The organism is Streptomyces sp. NPDC052301 (assembly GCF_044593395.1).
In the GTDB taxonomy this organism is placed as follows: Bacteria; Actinomycetota; Actinomycetes; order Streptomycetales; family Streptomycetaceae; genus Streptomyces.
Map to the genome: position 1 here is coordinate 652,826 of NZ_JBIUBE010000004.1, position 17,586 is coordinate 670,411.

General features: G+C 71.0%; 18 protein-coding genes and 1 pseudogene. 10 read left to right on the top strand and 9 right to left on the bottom strand.

The annotated features are described in order from the left end of the window. Positions 1 to 25: 25 nt before the first annotated feature. A complete protein-coding gene (locus ACIHEJ_RS13980) occupies positions 26 to 799 on the bottom strand; it encodes an IclR family transcriptional regulator (protein WP_400135034.1) in 774 nt (257 codons plus the stop codon). A gap of 143 nt (positions 800 to 942) precedes the next feature. Here ACIHEJ_RS13980 and ACIHEJ_RS13985 point away from each other — a divergent pair, with 143 nt between their 5' ends. The 5 genes from ACIHEJ_RS13985 (at position 943) to ACIHEJ_RS14005 (ending at position 5,679) form a co-directional block, all read left to right on the top strand. Then, positions 943 to 2,472 carry an aldehyde dehydrogenase (NADP(+)) gene (locus tag ACIHEJ_RS13985; protein WP_400135035.1) on the top strand — a complete coding sequence of 510 codons (1,530 nt, stop codon included), beginning with the start codon at positions 943 to 945 and terminating at the stop codon, positions 2,470 to 2,472. Between the two features lie 38 nt (positions 2,473 to 2,510). Then, positions 2,511 to 3,119: a DUF1349 domain-containing protein gene (locus ACIHEJ_RS13990; RefSeq protein ID WP_400135036.1), complete on the top strand. Its 609-nt coding sequence runs from the start codon at positions 2,511 to 2,513 to the stop codon at positions 3,117 to 3,119. 87 nt (positions 3,120 to 3,206) lie between these two features. Then, positions 3,207 to 3,713 carry a GNAT family N-acetyltransferase gene (locus ACIHEJ_RS13995; protein WP_400135037.1) on the top strand — a complete coding sequence of 169 codons (507 nt, stop codon included), beginning with the start codon at positions 3,207 to 3,209 and terminating at the stop codon, positions 3,711 to 3,713. A gap of 78 nt (positions 3,714 to 3,791) precedes the next feature. Beyond that, the gene (locus ACIHEJ_RS14000; protein ID WP_400135038.1) at positions 3,792 to 4,523 is read left to right on the top strand and encodes a DsbA family oxidoreductase; all 732 of its coding nucleotides are present in this window, start codon (positions 3,792 to 3,794) and stop codon (positions 4,521 to 4,523) included. Between the two features lie 94 nt (positions 4,524 to 4,617). Beyond that, complete coding sequence (locus ACIHEJ_RS14005; protein ID WP_400135039.1) at positions 4,618 to 5,679, top strand: aminotransferase class V-fold PLP-dependent enzyme; 1,062 nt, start codon at positions 4,618 to 4,620, stop codon at positions 5,677 to 5,679. Between the two features lie 74 nt (positions 5,680 to 5,753). Here the strand turns inward: ACIHEJ_RS14005 and thpD are convergent, their stop codons facing one another. The 8 genes and pseudogenes from thpD to ACIHEJ_RS14045 all read right to left on the bottom strand — a co-directional run bounded on the left by thpD (position 5,754) and on the right by ACIHEJ_RS14045 (position 12,667). Further along, a complete protein-coding gene (gene thpD, locus ACIHEJ_RS14010) occupies positions 5,754 to 6,647 on the bottom strand; it encodes an ectoine hydroxylase (protein WP_400135040.1) in 894 nt (297 codons plus the stop codon). Positions 6,648 to 6,653: 6 nt separating this feature from the next. Continuing rightward, positions 6,654 to 7,058 (bottom strand): ectoine synthase, encoded by a 405-nt coding sequence (locus ACIHEJ_RS14015; RefSeq protein ID WP_362112171.1) that lies wholly within the window; start codon positions 7,056 to 7,058, stop codon positions 6,654 to 6,656. Positions 7,059 to 7,110: 52 nt separating this feature from the next. Continuing rightward, complete coding sequence (gene ectB, locus ACIHEJ_RS14020) at positions 7,111 to 8,382, bottom strand: diaminobutyrate--2-oxoglutarate transaminase (RefSeq protein ID WP_400135041.1); 1,272 nt, start codon at positions 8,380 to 8,382, stop codon at positions 7,111 to 7,113. Positions 8,383 to 8,395: 13 nt separating this feature from the next. Beyond that, entirely contained in the window at positions 8,396 to 8,914 is a 519-nt protein-coding gene (gene ectA / locus ACIHEJ_RS14025) for a diaminobutyrate acetyltransferase (protein WP_400135042.1), read from the bottom strand. Positions 8,915 to 9,169: 255 nt separating this feature from the next. Continuing rightward, positions 9,170 to 9,700 (bottom strand): DinB family protein, encoded by a 531-nt coding sequence (locus tag ACIHEJ_RS14030; protein WP_400135043.1) that lies wholly within the window; start codon positions 9,698 to 9,700, stop codon positions 9,170 to 9,172. Positions 9,701 to 9,813: 113 nt separating this feature from the next. Beyond that, a pseudogene (locus ACIHEJ_RS14035) lies at positions 9,814 to 10,657 on the bottom strand (IS5 family transposase). A gap of 37 nt (positions 10,658 to 10,694) precedes the next feature. Beyond that, a complete protein-coding gene (locus ACIHEJ_RS14040; RefSeq protein ID WP_400135044.1) occupies positions 10,695 to 11,480 on the bottom strand; it encodes a DUF4253 domain-containing protein in 786 nt (261 codons plus the stop codon). Positions 11,481 to 11,566: 86 nt separating this feature from the next. Beyond that, on the bottom strand, positions 11,567 to 12,667 hold the full coding sequence (locus ACIHEJ_RS14045) for a pyridoxal-phosphate-dependent aminotransferase family protein (RefSeq protein WP_400135045.1): 1,101 nt from the start codon (positions 12,665 to 12,667) through the stop codon (positions 11,567 to 11,569). A 158-nt stretch (positions 12,668 to 12,825) separates the two neighbouring features. Between ACIHEJ_RS14045 and ACIHEJ_RS14050 the strand changes: the two genes are divergently transcribed. The 5 genes from ACIHEJ_RS14050 (at position 12,826) to ACIHEJ_RS14070 (ending at position 17,548) form a co-directional block, all read left to right on the top strand. After that, positions 12,826 to 13,677, top strand: a complete 852-nt coding sequence (locus ACIHEJ_RS14050) for a transporter substrate-binding domain-containing protein (protein WP_400135046.1) — start codon at positions 12,826 to 12,828, stop codon at positions 13,675 to 13,677. 4 nt (positions 13,678 to 13,681) lie between these two features. Continuing rightward, complete coding sequence (locus tag ACIHEJ_RS14055) at positions 13,682 to 14,515, top strand: amino acid ABC transporter permease (RefSeq protein ID WP_400135047.1); 834 nt, start codon at positions 13,682 to 13,684, stop codon at positions 14,513 to 14,515. Next, positions 14,512 to 15,306 (top strand): amino acid ABC transporter ATP-binding protein, encoded by a 795-nt coding sequence (locus tag ACIHEJ_RS14060; protein WP_400135048.1) that lies wholly within the window; start codon positions 14,512 to 14,514, stop codon positions 15,304 to 15,306. The genes ACIHEJ_RS14055 and ACIHEJ_RS14060 overlap by 4 nt, the downstream gene beginning before the upstream one ends. 18 nt (positions 15,307 to 15,324) lie before the next feature. Next, positions 15,325 to 16,416: an amidohydrolase family protein gene (locus ACIHEJ_RS14065; RefSeq protein ID WP_400135049.1), complete on the top strand. Its 1,092-nt coding sequence runs from the start codon at positions 15,325 to 15,327 to the stop codon at positions 16,414 to 16,416. 178 nt (positions 16,417 to 16,594) lie between these two features. Then, complete coding sequence (locus ACIHEJ_RS14070) at positions 16,595 to 17,548, top strand: SCO1860 family LAETG-anchored protein (protein WP_400135050.1); 954 nt, start codon at positions 16,595 to 16,597, stop codon at positions 17,546 to 17,548. The last annotated feature ends 38 nt before the right edge of the window (positions 17,549 to 17,586 follow it).

Genomic DNA, 17,586 nt, shown 5'->3' on the forward strand with positions numbered 1-17,586 from the left:
GACCCGAGCCTAAGGGTCCCGGGGCTCAGAGTCTGCGGGTCGCGAGCGTCAGCCGGTCCCGTGCGTCGAACAGCGCGTCCTTGATCATCTGTTCGTGGGCCGGGGTGAGCCGGGCCACCGGCACCGAGCAGCTGATGGCGTCACGCGCGGGCGTGCGGTACGGGATCGCCACCCCGAAGCAGCGCAGACCCAGCGTGTTCTCCTCGCGGTCCACCGCGAAGCCCTGCTCCCGGACCTGGTGCAGCTCCTCGATGAGCCTCTCCCGGTCGGTGAGGGTGTTCTCGGTGAGCGCGGGCAGGGTCTCCGGCAGCAGCTTGCGCACCTGTTCGTCGGTGTACGTGGCGAGGATCGCCTTGCCGAGCGAGGTGGAGTGGGCCGGCAGCCGGCGCCCGACCCGGGTGAAGGGGCGCAGGTAGTGCTGGGACTGGCGGGTGGCCAGGTAGACCACGTTGGTGCCGTCGAGCCGGGCCAGGTGGATGGTCTCCGTGGTGTCGTCCGAGAGCCGGTCCAGGGTCGGCCGGGCCGCAGCCACCACCTCGTCACCGTCGATGTACGAGGTGCCCACCAGCAGCGCCCGCACCCCGATGCCGTACCGCGTGCCCGTCGCGTCCGTCTCCACCCAGCCCAGCTCCACGAGCGTGCGCAGGAGCATGTACAGGCTGGACTTGGGGTACCCCACCGCCTCCTGCACGGCCGCGAGGGAGTGCATACCGGGCCGGCCGGCGAAGTACTCCAGCAGCTCAACGGTCCGTACCGCGGACTTGACCTGCGCCCCGCCCCCTGCGTCGCCTGCCGTCATCGGCCTTGACCCCTTCGTTCGACGAGGACCTGAGATATATAGTCTCCGAACAGCGAATTCATCATCAGAGACAGTGTTCAGTATATCGAACGCGGCTGATGGGTGACCTGGATAGTGCGGCCTTTTACTGGGAGGGACCCGCGGTGGCAGCAGCACCAGTCTGGAGTGTCGACCCGCGCACCGGGAAGCAGCGTGAACGGGTTGCGGTGGAAGCCACAGCCCAGGAGGTGGACGCGGCAGTCCGGGCCGCCCACGCCGCGCGCGGCGCCCTCGCCGGCCGGGCGGTACGCTCCGCCTTCCTGCGCACGGCGGCGGCAGGCCTGGAGGCGGCCGGGGACGGCCTGGTCGGGACTGCCGACGCCGAGACCGCGCTCGGCCCGGTCCGGCTGACCGGCGAACTCGCCCGCACCGTCTACCAGCTGCGGGCCTTCGCGGACATCGTCGACGAGGGCGCCTTCCTCGACGTCGTCGTCGACCACCCCGACGCGACCGCGACCCCGCCCGTCCCGGACCTGCGCCGCTACAAGGTCCCGCTCGGCGTCGTCGCCGTGTACTCCGCCTCCAACTTCCCCTTCGCCTTCTCCGTCGCCGGCGGCGACACCGCGAGCGCGCTCGCCGCGGGCTGCCCGGTCGTCGTCAAGGCCCACCCCGACCACCCGGCCCTGTCCGAGCTGGTCGCGAAGGTGCTGCGCCGGGCCGCCGCCGAGCACGGCATCCCGGAGGGTGTGGTCGGCCTGGTGCACGGCTTCGAGGCGGGCGTCGAGCTGATCGGGCACCCGCTGGTCGCCGCCGCCGGGTTCACCGGCTCGGTCCGGGGCGGGCGGGCCCTGTTCGACGCCGCCGCCGCGCGTCCGGTGCCGATCCCGTTCCACGGCGAGCTGGGCTCGCTGAACCCGGTCCTCGTCACGCAGGCCGCGGCGGCCGAGCGGGCCGAGGAGATCGGCGGCGGGCTCGCCGGGTCGATGACCCTCGGCGTCGGGCAGTTCTGCGTCAAGCCGGGCCTGGTGCTGGTGCCGTCCGGCGCGGCGGGTGACCGGCTGGTGAAGGCCCTGACCGACGCGGTCGGCGACACCGCGGCCGGGGTCCTGCTCGACCACCGCATGCGGGACAACTTCATCGCCGGGGTCGAGGAGCGGTCCCGGCTGGCGGAGGTCGAGTCCCCGGTGACCCCGGGCGCGGGCGGCGCGCACACGGTCAGCGCGGGGTTCCTCACGGTGCCGGCGAGCAGGCTGGCGCAGGAGGGGGCGTACGACGTGCTGCTGGAGGAGTGCTTCGGGCCGGTCACCGTCGTGGCCCGCTACGAGGAGGAGGGCGAGGCCGCGGCGGTCCTCTCCCGGCTCCCGGGCAACCTCACGGCCACGGTGCAGCTGTCCGCGGAGGAGGCCGCAGGCGAGGGGCGGGGCGCCGAACTCCTCGCCGAGGTGACCCCGTTGGCCGGGCGCGTCGTGGTGAACGCGTGGCCCACCGGTGTCGCCGTGGCCCCGGCCCAGCACCATGGCGGGCCGTACCCCGCGACGACCTCCACCTCCACGTCCGTGGGCGGCACGGCCATCGAGCGGTGGCTGCGCCCGGTCGTCTACCAGAACGCGCCGACGGCCTTGTTGCCGCAGGAGCTGCGCGACGACAACCCCCTCGGACTTCCCCGGCGGTTCAACGGGGTTTTGGAGCGGTAGCACCCCGGGCGCCCGGACACCCTTGCGAGAATCGGCCCATGGACGTGGAACTTCCCGAACTGCCTTTCCTGCTTCGCACCTACGGCCCCGACGGCAACTGGTCCTACGAGGACGGCGTACTCACCGGATGGGCCGGGCCCCGGCAGGACCGGTTCGTCACGCCCACCGGGGAAGCGCTGGATCCCGCGACCGACGCGCCCCGGCTGCTCGGGGCGCCCGTGGGGGACTTCCAGCTGATCGCCCGGGTCACCGTCGGGTTCAACGCGTCCTTCGACGCCGGCGTGCTGTACGTCCACGTCGGCGAGCGGGCCTGGGCCAAGCTCTGCCTGGAGTACTCCCCGGACGTGCCCACCGTCTGCACGGTGGTCACCCGGGGACACTCCGACGACGCCAACTCCTTCACCGTTCAGGGCAGTTCGGTGTGGCTGCGGGTCAGTCGCACCGGGCGGGCCTTCGCCTTCCACGCCTCCCGCGACGGGGAACGCTGGACCTTCGTCCGGCTGTTCACCCTGGGTGAGGAGAAGGAGGCGGACGCCGCGCTGGTCGGGTTCATGACCCAGTCGCCACTGGGGGAGGGGTGCGTGGTCACCTACGACCACCTCGAGTTCCGGCACTCCTGGCCGGCCGACCTGCGCGACGGCAGCTGAGCGGGAAGGCCGGGGCGCCTGCCGTGGCCGGTCCGGCCGAACCGGCCACGACGGAACCGGTACCGGCGCTGTCACGTCCTCCGATGCATGATCCGAGCACGTGTCACCAGCGCCCTGCTGATCCGCACCGCCCTGCCCGCCGAGGCCGGGACCATCGCCGATCTGCACTTGCGGGCCCGCTCGACGTACTACCCGGACGGCCTCCCGCAGGACGGGATCGACTGGAGCGAGGCCTGGCGCGGCTCCATCGAGCGCCCCGACGGCCATGTGCTGTGCGCCGTCGAACAGGGCCGGATCGTAGGGATCGCCTCCTTCCGCACCCCGGACGGCGCAGCCGCCGACACGGTCAAGCTGTTCCAGTTCCACGTCGACCCCGGCCACTGGCGCTCGGGCGTCGGCACGGCCCTGCACGCGGACTGCGTGGAGCAGTGGCGGGCCGACGGCAGGCGGACCGCCGTCCTCGACGTCCACGTGGACAACCGGCGCGCCCAGGCCTTCTACGCCCGCCAGGGCTGGGTCCCGGACCCGGAGAACCCGCCCGTCGAGGGAGACCACCACCTGTATCTGCGGTACGCCGTGCCGTCCCGGGAATGAAACGCGCTGCTTGAACGTTCACGTACCGGCGGCGGGGAGATCCTCCGTGCCCGTACGACCTGGAGAAGAGCCGAGAGTATGCGTGTCGAAATCTGGACCGATATCGCCTGTCCCTGGTGCTATGTCGGCAAGGCCCGTTTCGACAAGGCGCTGGCCGCCTTCCCGCACCGTGACGAGGTCGAGGTGGTGCACCGCTCCTTCGAGCTCGACCCCGGCCGCGCCAAGGGTGACGTCCAGCCGGTGATCACCATGCTGACCAGGAAGTACGGCATGAGCGAGGCGCAGGCCCAGGCCGGCGAGGACCACCTGGGCGCCCAGGCCGCCGCCGAGGGCCTGGAGTACCGCACCCGGGACCGCGACCACGGCAACACCTTCGACATGCACCGCCTGCTGCACTTCGCCAAGGAGCGGGGCAGGCAGGACGAGCTGATCCAGGTCCTGTACCGGGCGAACTTCGCCGAGGAGCGGTCCGTCTTCACCGAGGGCGACGAGCGGCTGGTGGAACTGGCCGCCGCGGCGGGTCTGGACGCCGAGGCCGCCCGCGCGGTGCTCGCCGATCCGGACGCCCACGCCGACGACGTCCGCGCCGACGAGCGCGAGGCCGCCCGGCTGGGCGCGACCGGCGTGCCCTTCTTCGTCCTGGACCGGACCTACGGCGTCTCCGGCGCCCAGCCGTCCGAGGTCTTCACCCAGGCGCTGACGCAGGCCTGGGGCGAGCGCTCCCCGCTGCTGAAGCCGGTCGGCCAGGGGGACCACGAGGACGGGGCGGCCTGCGGCCCGGACGGCTGCGCGGTGCCGCAGCAGGGCTGAACCGCAGGTCGGGGCGCATGTATAAGGACTCCTGAGGGGAGCCACGCGAAAAATCGCAATGGACGGTGACTTCCCGGGGCCGCAGAGTGGTCCCATGGAGACCACGGAGACGTTCGAGAACCTCGTCCGCGCCGAGTTCGCCCCGAAGAGCATCTACCTCAACACCGCGAGCAACGGTCTGCTGCCGGCCCGCGCCGTCGCCGCCCTGCACGAAGCGGCGCTGCTGCGGGCCGAGGGCCGGCCGCTGACGCCGCTGTACGAGGACGTGGAGGCCTGCCGGGCGGCGTTCGCCCGGCTCGCCGGCGTCCCGGCCGGCCGGGTCGCGGCGGGCGCCTCGGTCGCCGCGCACACCGGCGTGATCGCCGCGTCGCTGCCCGCGGGCGCCGAAGTCCTCACCGCCGAGGACGACTTCACTTCCGTGCTCAACCCCTTCCACGTCCGCGGCGACCTCAAGGTCCGCACGGTCCCGCTGGAGCGGATCGCCGAGTCCGTCCGTCCCGGCACCGCGCTCGTCGCGGTCAGCGCCGCCCAGTCCGCCGACGGACGCCTCGCCGACCTGCCCGCCCTGCGCGAGGCCGCCCGCCGGCACGGCGCGCGCACCTACGTCGACTTCTCCCAGTCCGCCGGCTGGCTCCCCATGGACGCGGGCGCCTACGACTTCACCGCCTCCGTCACCTTCAAGTGGCTGCTGGGCCCGCACGGGGCCGCCTTCCTCACCGTCCCCGAGGATCTCGGCGGGCTGACGCCGGTGCTCGCGGGCTGGGTGGCGGCCGAGAAGCCGTGGGACAGCTGCTACGGCCCGGTCGCGGAACTCGCGCGCTCCGCGCGGCGGTTCGACCTCAGCCACGCCCTGTTCACCTTCGCGGGCCTGCGCCGCTCCCTGGACCTCGTCGAGGAACTCGGCGTGGCGGCGATCCACGCCCACGACGTGGCTCTCGCCGACCGGTTCCGGGCGGGCCTCGCGGACCTGGGTCACAAGCCCGTGGCCGCGCCCGGCTCGGCGATCGTCTCGGTGCCGGGACTCGGCTCCCGGCAGCCGGAGTTGAGCGAGGAGGGCATCGAGGTGTCCAACCGCGCGGGCAATCTGCGTGCGGCCTTCCACCTGTACAACACCGCCACCGACGTGGACCGCCTGCTGGCGGCCCTGTCCGGCTGACACGACCGGGCCGGGGCCTCCCGTCCCACACGAGGAGGCCCCGGCCCGGTGGTCGGGGGGTCACGCCGACGAGGTCACTTCACCGGAGTGAAATCCCTCGCCCCGATGAACTCCGGCCGGCGGATCGGTGCCGCGAACGGCTCCACGGCCGTGTTCTCCACGCTGTTGAACACGATGAAGACGTTGCTGCGCGGGAACGGCGTGATGTTGTCGCCGGAGCCGTGCATGCAGTTGCAGTCGAACCAGGTCGCCGACCCGGCCCTGCCGGTGAACAGCCGGATGCCGTGCTCGCTCGCCAGCGAGGTCAGCGCCTCGTCGGACGGGGTGCCCGCGTCCTGCATCTGCAGCGACTTCTTGTAGTTGTCCTTGGGCGTGGCGCCGGCGCAGCCCAGGAACGTCCGGTGCGAGCCCGGCATGATCATCAGGCCGCCGTTGGTGTCGTGGTTCTCGGTCAGCGCGATCGAGACGGACACCGTGCGCATGTTCGGCAGGCCGTCCTCGGCGTGCCAGGTCTCGAAGTCCGAGTGCCAGTAGAAGCCGCTCGCGCCGAAACCGGGCTTGACGTTGATCCGGGACTGGTGGACGTACACGTCCGAGCCGAGGATCTGCCGGGCGCGGCCGACCACCCGGGGGTCGCGCACCAGGTTCGCGAACACCTCGCTGATCCGGTGCACCTCGAAGACCGAGCGGATCTCCTTCGACTGCGGCTCCACGATGGAGCGTTCGTCGGCGCGGATGGCCGGGTCGCCGACCAGGCGGTCCAGCTCACGCTTGTAGACCTCGACCTCGTCCGGGGTGATCAGCTGGTCGAGGGCGAGGAAGCCGTCACGCTCGTACGCCTGCAGATCCGCCGTGGGGATCGGGCCCGGTGTGTCCGGGGAGCCCCAGACGACCGGGTCCTGGCGCGGGACGGTCACCTCGGTGGTGCCGCGCGTCGGGTAGAGGTCCTTGACGGGAGCAGTGGTCATGGTTCCTCACACCTCCTCGGGCTCGGTGAGCAGCGGGTAGACGCCGTTCTCGTCGTGGTCCTCCCGTCCGGTCACGGGCGGGTTGAACACGCAGATGCAGTGGAAGTCCTCCTTGACGCGCAGCGTGTGCCGCTCGTGCCCGTTCAGGAGGTACATGGTGCCGGGCGTGATGGTGTAGGTCTGCCCGGTCTCGCGGTCGGTCAGCTCGGCCTCGCCCCGGGTGCAGACGACGGCCTCGATGTGGTTGGCGTACCACATGTGCGTCTCGGTGCCGGCGTACAGGATGGTCTCGTGCACGGAGAAGCCGACCCGCTCCTTGGCGAGGACGATCCGCTTGCTCTCCCACGTGCCGGACTTCGACTTGACGTGCCGGTCGGTGCCTTCGATGTCCTTGAACGATCGGACGATCACGGTGCTGTACTTCCTCCTAGCTGTACGAACGGGCTGTACGGAAGAGACCGGGTCAGGCGGTCTCGCGGACGGCGCGGGCGAGGATGCTCAGGCCCTCGTCCAGCTCCTCCGGGGTGATGGTGAGAGCGGGCAGCAGTTTGACGACCTCGCCCTCGGGGCCGGACGTCTCGATCAGCAGCCCCAGCTCGAAGGCCCGCCGGGCCACCCGCGAGGCCCGCGCCTTGTCACGGAACTCCATGCCCCAGACCAGACCGCGCCCGCGGTACTCCCGCACATCGGCGAGGTTCTCCTCGGTGATGGAGATCAGCGCCTGCTCGACCTGCTCGCCGCGGGTGCGGGTCTGCTTCTCCATGGCCGAGCCGTCGGTCCAGTACGCCTCCAGGGCGGCGGTCGCGGTGACGAACGCGGGGTTGTTGCCGCGGAAGGTGCCGTTGTGCTCGCCCGGCTCCCAGACGTCCAGCTCGGGCTTGAACAGGCACAGCGACATCGGCAGGCCGTAGCCGCTGATGGACTTCGAGACGGTGACGATGTCCGGGGTGATGCCCGACTCCTCGAAGGAGAAGAAGGCGCCGGTACGGCCGCAGCCCATCTGGATGTCGTCGACGATCAGCAGCATGTCCTGCCGCTCGCACAACTCCTTGAGCGCGCGCAGCCATTCGGGCCGGGCGACGTTGATGCCGCCCTCGCCCTGCACGGTCTCCACGATCACCGCGGCGGGCTTGTTCAGGCCGGAGCCCTGGTCCTCGAGCAGCCGCTCGAACCACAGGAAGTCCGGGACCGTGCCGTCGAAGTAGTTGTCGAAGGGCATCGGGGTGCCGTGCACCAGCGGGACGCCGGCCCCGGCCCGCTTGAAGGCGTTGCCGGTGACGGCGAGGGAGCCGAGGGACATCCCGTGGAAGGCGTTGGTGAACGACACGATCGCCTCGCGTCCCTTCACCTTCCGGGCCAGCTTCAGCGCCGACTCGACGGCGTTGGTGCCCGTCGGGCCCGGGAACATGACCTTGTACGGCAGGTCGCGCGGGCGCAGCACCAGGTCCTGGAAGGTCTGCAGGAAGGACCGCTTGGCCGTGGTCGACATGTCCAGGCCGTGGGTGACCCCGTCCCGGGACAGATAGTCGATCAGGGCCCGTTTGAGTACGGGATTGTTGTGGCCGTAGTTGAGTGAGCCGGCACCGGCGAAGAAGTCGAGGTACGCATGACCGTCCTCGTCGTACATCCGGCTGCCCTGCGCGCGGTCGAAGACGGTGGGCCAGCCGCGGCAGTAGCTGCGCACCTCGGACTCGAGGGTCTCGAAGACACTGAGGTCGGGCTGGGTGATGGTCACGGTGATTCGCTCCTCAATGGGCTGCGGCAGAGTTCAACGGGCCTATGCGGTAAAGCACTTCGGGGTCGTGCGGGCCGTCCGGGAACAGGTCGGCGGGGAACAGCACCTCGCGGCCGACCTGCGCTCCGTGCCGGGCGGCGAACGACGTGAACAAGCGCTCGGAGGCGGTGTTGCCGGGGGTGATGGTGGTCTCGACGTCGGTGATGCCCCGCTCGGCGGCGAGCCGTGCGGTCAGCCCGTCCAGCAGAGCGGCGGCGATGCCGTGGCCCCGGTGGGCCGAGTCGACCGCCACCTGCCAGACGAGCAGGGTGCCGGGGCGGTCCGGGCGTACGTAGCCGGTGACGAAACCGACCGGCTCCCCGTCCGCACCGCGCGCCACCGCCGAGGTGCCGGCGAAGTCCCGGCACCACAGCAGATAGCTGTACGAAGAGTTCAGGTCGAGTGTTTTCGAGTCCTTGGCGAGACGCCAGAGCGCGGCTCCGTCCGTCATCGCCGGTCGGTCGATGAGCAGGTCTGCGGGTGCGGCAGTCATGCGGCACGAATTTAGCGAGGCGAATTAGAAAATGCACGGGCGCTGCGGCCGGGTCGGACGGGGCTGCCGGTGAAATGACCGAAATGACCCGCATCAAATCGGGACAAAAGTGGCGCGCTGTGGAGTGTGTCACAAGGCGGAAACCGTCCGAAAACTCCCGGGAAACTCTGCCGTTTAGGGTTGCAAAAAGCGGGCAGAAGAAGACGGGAAGCTATCGTCCGGAGAATTAGCGGAAATTGTGAAGCTGAATTGAATTCACGTGCCGGTGGTTCCGTCGATTCGTTCACGCAGAATGTCGGCGTGCCCGTTGTGGCGGGCGTACTCCTCGATGAGGTGGATCAGCACCCAGCGCACACTGACCTCGACGCCGGCCATCGGCTCTCCGACGATCCGCCCGGTGTCCTCCAGGGCCCTGCCGGCGAGCAGCTCCCGGCCGCGCGCGATCTCCCGCCGCCACACGGCCAGCGCCTCCTCCAGTCCCCGTCCGGAGTCGAGGGCGTACCCCGACTCCTCCTCGAACACCGGTGGCACCGCCAGCCCGGCCAGCACCCGCTGGAACCAGTTCCGTTCGACCTCGGCCAGGTGCTGGACGAGCCCGAGCAGCGTCAGCTCGGACGGCTCGGCGGCGGCGAGCCGTACCTGCGCGTCGTCCAGTCCCCGGCACTTCAGCTCCAGCGTGGCCCGGTGGAAGTCCAGCCAGCCTTCCAGCTGCGTGCGCTCGGAGCCGGTCATCGGGGGAACGGGGCGGCCGTCGGGGAGGGTGTGGGGAGCGTCTCCTGTGGTCATGCGGGGCAGCATGGCACGCGGGTACGACAACGGCCCGCGGGTACGACAACGGCCCGCGGCGCTGCGCACGCGGGCCGTCGGCACCTGGGTCCGCCTAGGGCCTGTCGTTTGGATCACCGGGCAGACCAGAGGAAGATGCCCGCAACGTGGAGTCCGGCCAGGTAGATCATTGCGGTCTTCTCGTAGCGGGTCGCGAGCCCTCGCCACTGTTTCAAGCGGTTGATGCAGCGTTCGACCGTGTTCCGCTGTTTGTATGCTTCGCGGTCGAATGCCGGGGGCCTGCCGCCGCGGCTCCGCGACGAAGCCGGTGACTGCGTTGATCGGCCGGGATCGGGATGACTGCGCGGGTCCCGCGCTTGCGGAGATGGTCGCGGATTGCGCGGGAGGAGTACGCCTTGTCGGCCAGGATCAGGTCTGGCTTGGTGCGGGGCCGTCCTCGTCGACGTGGAACGCGCAGGCGGGCCATCACGTGCGGGAAGGCGGGCGCGTCGTCGGCCTGTCCGGCCGTGAGGTAGAAGGCCAGAGGCCGACAGTGGGCATCGGACGCGAGATGGATCTTCGTGGTCAATCCGCCGCGGGACCGGCCGATGGCGTGGTCGTCAGGCTCGCCGGCCAAGGCCCCTTTTTGCGGGCCCCGGCCGCGTGCTGGTGAGCGCGCACGATGGTGGAGTCGACCGAGACGGCCCAGTTGAGGTCTTCTTCGGCATCGGCCTGCGCGATGAGCGTGGTGAAGACGCGCTCCCACGTGCCGTCGATGGCCCACATCCGCAGCCGGTTGTAGACGCCTCGCCAGTTGCCGTATTTCTCCGGCAAGTGGACCCACTGCGAGCCAGTCTGGAACTTCCAGGCGATCGCGTCGATCACTTCGCGATGGTCTCTCCGCCGGCCCCCGCGTTTCGGCGTTCGGTCCGGGAGCAACGGCTCGATCCTCGCCCACTGGGCATCAGTCAACGGCACATCCGAACCAACGAAGCAGGCGGCACGGCCGTCATGCCTAGTCCCACCAGAACGACCAGCAAGTCCGTCCCACGAGGTCCATCGCGTACTCGGGGAACGGTGTGGGCGGGTCGTCGACGATGTTGTCCGCGGTCGAGAGCACGTGTTCCAAGGCGAGCAGGTTCGCGTGCTCTGCATCGACCGGCGGCCTGGCGACCGAGACGTGCAGCTCGCTGCCGAACACCGCCACGACCTGGGCGCCGAAGCGGTCCTCCCAGCTCCGCAGAAGGGCACACAGCAGAGGCAGCGGTGCCTCCGCGGACCAGCCGATCGACGCCAGAGCATCGCTGCCGCGACGGGCAGGGACAAGCACGAGGCGGCACTCGTCCAGCCCGAACTGCCCCGTCTCGATGAACCAAGCCAGGAGGCTTGCTGCCGCTTCCTCGGGCTTCGGGTCTGCGAACGCGGCCGGCATCTGCGGTGCCAGGCCCGGCCACTGCTCGAAGGGCGGCCCGGGGTCGTGTGGCCATGGTTCGATCCCCTCCGGCGCCGGGGCCGGCGTCGGGTCCATCCAGAAGGGCAGCCTCCTGCGCCGGTACTCGGCGAAGTCCGTGGCCAGCACCTCCTCCAGGCGGACGGCATCAACGTGGTTCAGGCCGAGCGGTCTTCCCATGGCATCGGGCCAGCACAGGAGCGGGACCAGGCCCCAGGCTTTCTGCTCGCTCAGCAGGCGTGGCCACAGCTGATCGACGTCTTGAGGAAATTCGTCAGAGACCCAGACGTGTGCGGGACCGGAAGACAGGAACCGGCCGGGAGGCAGACCATCGGGAAGGACAAACGACATGGTCGCACCGTAGACCGTGGTGCTGACAGCGCGGCTACCCGTAGGCCACGAAGACGCCTCGCCAGCGGTGATCCAAACGAATCGCCCTAGCCCCAGGCGTCCTCCACCGCCCGCCGGGCCGCCTCCAGGTCCACGGCGAGTCCCTGCTCGGCCAGAGCCGCGCCCAGCGCGGCCAGGGAACCCTGCACCGCACCCGGAGCGGCGTCGGCCCCGTAGTGGTTGACCCGGATCATCTCCTTGGACAGCGAGCCCCCGCCCGCCGCCAGCGGCAACGCGGGGTCGCTCGCCAGCGCCCGCGCCACCAGCTCCGAGGCGACGGTGCCCGACGGCACCCGCAGGGTCGTGGCGACCGGCGCCGCGTCCCGCTCCTCGTACACGTACGGCTCGAGCCCCCCGCCCAGGGCCACCGCACCGGCCCGCGTGGCCAGCGCGGCGCGCCGGTGCCGGGCCATGACCTCGTCCAGGCCGGCCGACTCGATCCGTTCCAGACAGGCCTCGAGCGCCAGCATCTCCAGCTGGGCCGGGGCGTGCGGCAGCACCCGGCGGCCGGCGTCGATCCAGCGCTCCTTCCAGTCCAGCAGCGACAGGTAGGAACGGCGCGGCGCGTGCGGGTTGGCCGCCATCCGCGCCCAGGCCCGCTCGCTCACCGAGATCGCCGACACACCCGCCGGGCCGCCCATCGCCTTCTGTGCCCCGATCACACACAGGTCCACGCCCCACGCGTCGGGCAGCACCGGCTCCGCGCCCACGGAGGCCACCGCGTCCAGGTAGAACAGGGCACCCTGCTCCCGTACCGCCTCGCCGATCTCCGCCACCGGGTTGGTGTTGCCGGTCGCCGCCTCCGCGTGCACCAGCGAGACGAAGTCGATCTCCGGGTGCTCGGCGAACGCCTCCCGGATCTGCCCGGCGGTCACCGCCGTGTGGAAGGGGACGGAGATGTCGTGCACGGTCGCGCCGCAGTCCCGCAGCCAGTCCCCGAAGGTCTGCCCGTACGGGCCCGTGATCACGTTCAGCGCGACCGTGCCCGGACCGGCCGCCGCGCGGATCGCGCCCTCCAGCGGCAGCAGCGCCTCACCCTGGGTGATGACGACGTCCTGCCGGGTGTCCAGCAGCCGGGCCACCCCGTCCTCGACGGCGGCGAAGCGCTCGGCACGCAGCGGGGGCAGATCCAGAAAAGGGTGCGTCACGGCGGTGCTCTCTTCGTTCTCGGGGTTCAGGTCGCAGGATTCGGGTCGGCTTCCCCGATCTTAGGTCGGACGGCCCGGTGACCATCGGTTTGATTTGAGAGACCCAAACCTTTCCTTATAATCGGAACCCACAGTTCACCCACAGGGAGATTCCCCCCATGAAAACGCTCCTCGGGCGCCGGGCCCGCCTCCTGGCCGCCACCACCCTGACGGCCGGGCTCGTGCTCGTGGCCGGCTGCTCCTCCGGCGACTCGGGGAGCGGCAAGACCACCGTCAAGGGCGTCCACCTCGTCAAGGCCGGTCAGCTGACCACCTGCACCCACCTGCCGTACCCGCCGTTCCAGTCGGAGATCGACGGCAAGGTGCAGGGCTTCGACGTCTCCCTCATCGACCTCGTCGCCAAGAATCTCGGCGTCAAGCAGCAGATCCTCGACACCCCGTTCGAGAACTTCAAGACCGGCGCCTTCCTGAACTCCGGCCAGTGCGACCTCGCCGCCGCCGGTATGACGATCACCGCCGAACGCAAGAAGAACGTCGACTTCTCCGACCCGTACTTCGAGGCCACCCAGGCCGTGCTCGTGAACAAGAGCGCCGGCATCACCTCCCTCGCGGACGTCAAGGCCAAGGGCAAGAAGCTCGGCGCCCAGGCGCAGACCACCGGCGAGGACTACGCCCGGAGCAAGGGCTTCGACCCGGTCTCCTTCGCCTCCTCCGACGCGGTCCTCAACGGCCTGCGCACCGGCCAGGTCCAGGCCGTCGTCATCGACTACCCGGTGGTCCAGGGCTGGCTGAAGGACAAGGCCAACGCGGACGCCTTCAAGGTCGTCGACAACCTCAAGACCGGCGAGCAGTACGGCTTCACGGTCAAGAAGGGCAACAAGGCCCTGCTCGACGCCGTCGACAAGGCCCTGAAGGACGCCAAGGCCGACGGCACGTACAAGAAGATCTACGAGAAGTGGATCGGTCCGTACAACGCCTCCGTCGCCTCCCCGGCCCCGTCCGCCTCCTGACCCCATGGCCGACACGGACACACGTATCCAGCCCAGGAAATCCGGACTGACGCTCCGTCAGAAGCGTCGGCTGTCACGCGGGGCGCAGTACGCCCTCTTCGTCGCCGCGGTGGTCGCGTTCGCGGTCACCGCGGACTGGGGCCGGCTGCAGAACCAGTTCGCGCAGCCCGAGATCGCCGAGCAGCTGTTCCCGGACATCATCACGGTGGCCCTGAAGAACACCGTGCTGTACACGCTGTCCGGGTTCGTCGTGGGCCTGGTCCTCGGCATGGTCATCGCCCTGATGCGCCTGTCGTCCGTAGGGCCGTACCGTTGGCTCGCCGGCGTCTACATCGAGATCTTCCGCGGCCTGCCCGCGCTGCTGATCTTCATCTTCGTCGGCACCGGCGTGCCCCTGGCCTTCCCGAGCGTCCAGTACCCGGGCGGCATCTACGGCAAGGTCGCCGTCGCGCTCGGACTGGTCTCCGCCGCCTACATGGCCGAGACGATCCGCGCGGGCATCCAGGCGGTGCCCAAGGGGCAGATGGAGGCGGCCCGTTCCCTCGGCTTCACGCCCGCGCGGGCCATGGTCTCCATCATCCTGCCGCAGGCCTTCCGGATCATCCTGCCGCCGCTGACCAACGAACTCGTCCTGCTCTTCAAGGACTCCTCGCTGGTGCTGTTCCTCGGCGTCACCCTGGAGCAGCGCGAACTGTCCAAGTTCGGCAACGACCTGGCCAGCACGACCGCCAACTCCACGCCGATCCTGGTGGCGGGCCTGTGCTACCTGCTGATCACCATCCCGCTCAGCCTCGTCGTGCGCCGTATGGAGTCCAAGGCCCAGAGGGAGATCCGGTGAGCCGCCCCGAGATCCGCGTCCAGGATCTGCACAAGTCCTTCGGTGACAACCACGTCCTGCGCGGCATCGACCTGGAGATCGGCCAGGGCGAGGTCGTCTGCGTCATCGGCCCGTCCGGCTCCGGCAAGTCGACGCTGTTGCGCTGTGTGAACCTGCTGGAGGAGCCGACCGGGGGCCGGGTCTTCGTCGGCGGCACCGAGCTGACCGACCCCGACGTCGACATCGACGCGGTACGCCGCCGGATCGGCATGGTCTTCCAGCAGTTCAACCTCTTCCCGCACCTGAGCGTCACCGAGAACCTCACGCTGCCCCAGCGCCGGGTCCTCAAGCGGGACAAGGCGACGGCCGAGAAGACCGCCGCCGAGAACCTCGCCCGGGTCGGCCTGTCCGAGAAGGCGGACGCCTACCCGTCGTCCCTCTCCGGCGGCCAGCAGCAGCGCGTGGCCATCGCCCGGGCGCTGGCGATGGGCCCGGAGGTCATGCTGTTCGACGAGCCGACCTCGGCGCTCGACCCGGAACTGGTCGGCGATGTCCTCGCCGTCATGCGCATGCTGGCCACCGAGGGCATGACGATGATGGTCGTCACCCACGAGATGACCTTCGCCCGCGAGGTCGCCGACCGGGTCGTCTTCATGGACGGCGGCCTGATCGTCGAGGACGGCAGCCCCGACCAGGTCATCGGGAACCCGCAGCACGAGCGCACCCGCCACTTCCTCTCCCGCCTGCTCGACCCGGCGATGGCCCAGGTCGAGGAGGAGAACTCCGACCGGGTGGGGAAGGACCGGCCGTAGCTCGTTAGGGTGCGGTGCATGAGCGATGGCGCGGTGCTGCATGTGAAGGGGCGGGTCCTCGTGGGACCCGAGGACGTCCGCGACGAGCTGTGGGTGGTCGGGGGCCGCGTCTCCTACGACCGCCCCGCCGCCGCCCGGGACGTCATCACCGTCGAGGGCTGGGTCCTGCCCGGCCTGGTCGACGCGCACTGCCACGTGGGCCTCGGCCCGGACGGCCCGGTCGACGCGGACACCGCCGAGAAGCAGGCCCTGACCGACCGCGAGACGGGCACCCTGCTGATCCGGGACGCGGGCTCGCCCTCCGACACCCGCTGGATCGACGACCGCGAGGACCTGCCGAAGATCGTCCGGGCCGGCCGGCACATCGCGCGCACCCGCCGCTACATCCGCAACTACGCCTGGGAGGTCGAGCCGGACGACCTCGTCACGTACGTCGCCCAGGAGGCCCGGCGCGGCGACGGCTGGGTCAAGCTGGTCGGCGACTGGATCGACCGCGACCTCGGCGACCTCTCCCCCTGCTGGCCGCGCGAGGCGGTGGAGGCGGCCATCGCCGAGGCCCACCGGCTCGGCGCCCGCGTCACCGCGCACTGCTTCGCCGAGAACTCCCTGCGCGACCTCGTCGAGGCGGGCATCGACTGCATCGAGCACGCCACCGGCCTGACCGAGGACCTGGTCCCGCTGTTCGCCGAGCGCGGCGTCGCGATCGTCCCCACCCTCGTGAACATCGCCACCTTCCCGCACCTCGCGGCCGGCGGCGACACCAAGTACCCGCGCTGGTCGGCCCACATGCGCCGGCTGCACGAGCGCCGCTACGACACCGTGCGCGGTGCCTACGACGCCGGGATCCCGGTCTACGTCGGCACGGACGCGGGCGGCTCGCTGGCCCACGGCCTGGTCGCGGCGGAGGTGGCCGAGCTGGTCACCGCCGGCATCCCGGCCGTGGACGCCGTCGCCGCGACGAGCTGGGCCGCCCGCGCCTGGCTCGGCCGCCCCGGCCTCCAGGAGGGCGCACCGGCCGACCTGGTGGTCTACGAGGGCGATCCGCGGGCGGACGTACGGGTGCTGGCGGCGCCGCGCCGGGTGGTGCTGAACGGGCTCGTCGTCGAGTAGTCACGGTCGCGACGGCGGGGCCCGGCGGGGGGCGGGGGAACGCCTGTGCCCGGTGATTCGAAGGCGAGTGCGGAATATTCACGTTTGAGTGAAGTAACCCAGGATCGCTGACCGTTCACCCACAGTGCGTACAAGGTTGACGGGTCCCAAGCATGTCCCGTCTGGGGGTCCCACCGCCTTGAACAGCAAAAACTTCCGTATGCCCGCACGCCGTGTCGCCGCTGCGGCGACGGTCACCGCCCTCGCCGCGGCGCCCGCGGCCCTGGGCGCGGGCGCCGCGCACGCGACCACCGACCACGGTCGCGCCTCCGCCGTCGTCCTGCGCACCGGGCTCGACGTGTCCCTGCTCAACAAGACCGTCGACGTGCCGCTCGCGGTCTCCCTCAACCAGGTCCAGGCACCGCGGAGCGCGGACCGCACGGCCCTGTCCGCCCGGCTCGACGGGGTGGCCGGCGGCAAGCCGTTCAGCGTGCTCGGCGCGGACGTCGCCCAGTCCCGGGCCACGGCCACGCCGAAGCGCGCCGAGGGGTCGGTCCGGCTCGTCCACGCCCGGCTGCACGTCCCCGGCCTGCCCCTGCTGTCCCTGATCGAGGCCGACACGGTCACCGCCAAGGCGACGTGCGAGGCCGGCAAGGCACCGGTCGCCTCCGCGAACGTCCTCGGCGCCGTCACCGTCCTCGGCAAGCGCGTCACACTGACCGCCGGCGGCCCGACCGAGGTGAAGGTGCCCGGCGTCGGCGAGGTCCGGCTCGACCTCGCCCAGCGGCGCACCACCACCCGCACGGCCGCCGCCACGGCGCTGCAACTCAAGGTGTCCGTCAACCCGTTGAGACTCAACGTCGCCGACGTCGAGGGCACGGTCACGCTGGCAGAGGCCACCTGCGAGTCCCCGACGGCCCCGCCGACCGGACACCCGGTGCCGAGCCACGACCCGGCGGCGGGGACGAAGTCCGAGGACGCCCCCGGGAAGGCCGAAACGGCCCCGGACGTGAAGCCCCAGGGCGGCACGGCCAAGTCCGACCTCGCGGAGACCGGCGGCAGCTCGGCGACCCCGTACATCGCCGGCGGTGCGCTCGCGCTGCTGCTGGTCGGCGGGGGTGCGGTGACGGTGGCCCGCCGCCGCAGGGGCTGACGGCAGGACCCCGGCCGCTGCCCGCCCGGCCGCCGTCA

Bases quoted from the DNA above. Each gene is read 5' to 3' on its own strand.
- thpD (WP_400135040.1), bottom strand. From the start codon at position 6,647: ATGACCACTGCTCCCGTCAAGGACCTCTACCCGACGCGCGGCACCACC.
- ACIHEJ_RS14065 (WP_400135049.1), top strand. From the start codon at position 15,325: ATGAGCGATGGCGCGGTGCTGCATGTGAAGGGGCGGGTCCTCGTGGGA.
- ACIHEJ_RS14050 (WP_400135046.1), top strand. From the start codon at position 12,826: ATGAAAACGCTCCTCGGGCGCCGGGCCCGCCTCCTGGCCGCCACCACC.
- ACIHEJ_RS14000 (WP_400135038.1), top strand. From the start codon at position 3,792: ATGCGTGTCGAAATCTGGACCGATATCGCCTGTCCCTGGTGCTATGTC.
- ACIHEJ_RS13990 (WP_400135036.1), top strand. From the start codon at position 2,511: ATGGACGTGGAACTTCCCGAACTGCCTTTCCTGCTTCGCACCTACGGC.
- ACIHEJ_RS14040 (WP_400135044.1), bottom strand. From the start codon at position 11,480: ATGTCGTTTGTCCTTCCCGATGGTCTGCCTCCCGGCCGGTTCCTGTCT.
- ACIHEJ_RS14055 (WP_400135047.1), top strand. From the start codon at position 13,682: ATGGCCGACACGGACACACGTATCCAGCCCAGGAAATCCGGACTGACG.
- ACIHEJ_RS14005 (WP_400135039.1), top strand. From the start codon at position 4,618: ATGGAGACCACGGAGACGTTCGAGAACCTCGTCCGCGCCGAGTTCGCC.
- ACIHEJ_RS13995 (WP_400135037.1), top strand. From the start codon at position 3,207: ATGATCCGAGCACGTGTCACCAGCGCCCTGCTGATCCGCACCGCCCTG.
- ectA (WP_400135042.1), bottom strand. From the start codon at position 8,914: ATGACTGCCGCACCCGCAGACCTGCTCATCGACCGACCGGCGATGACG.
- ACIHEJ_RS13980 (WP_400135034.1), bottom strand. From the start codon at position 799: ATGACGGCAGGCGACGCAGGGGGCGGGGCGCAGGTCAAGTCCGCGGTA.
- ACIHEJ_RS14030 (WP_400135043.1), bottom strand. From the start codon at position 9,700: ATGACCACAGGAGACGCTCCCCACACCCTCCCCGACGGCCGCCCCGTT.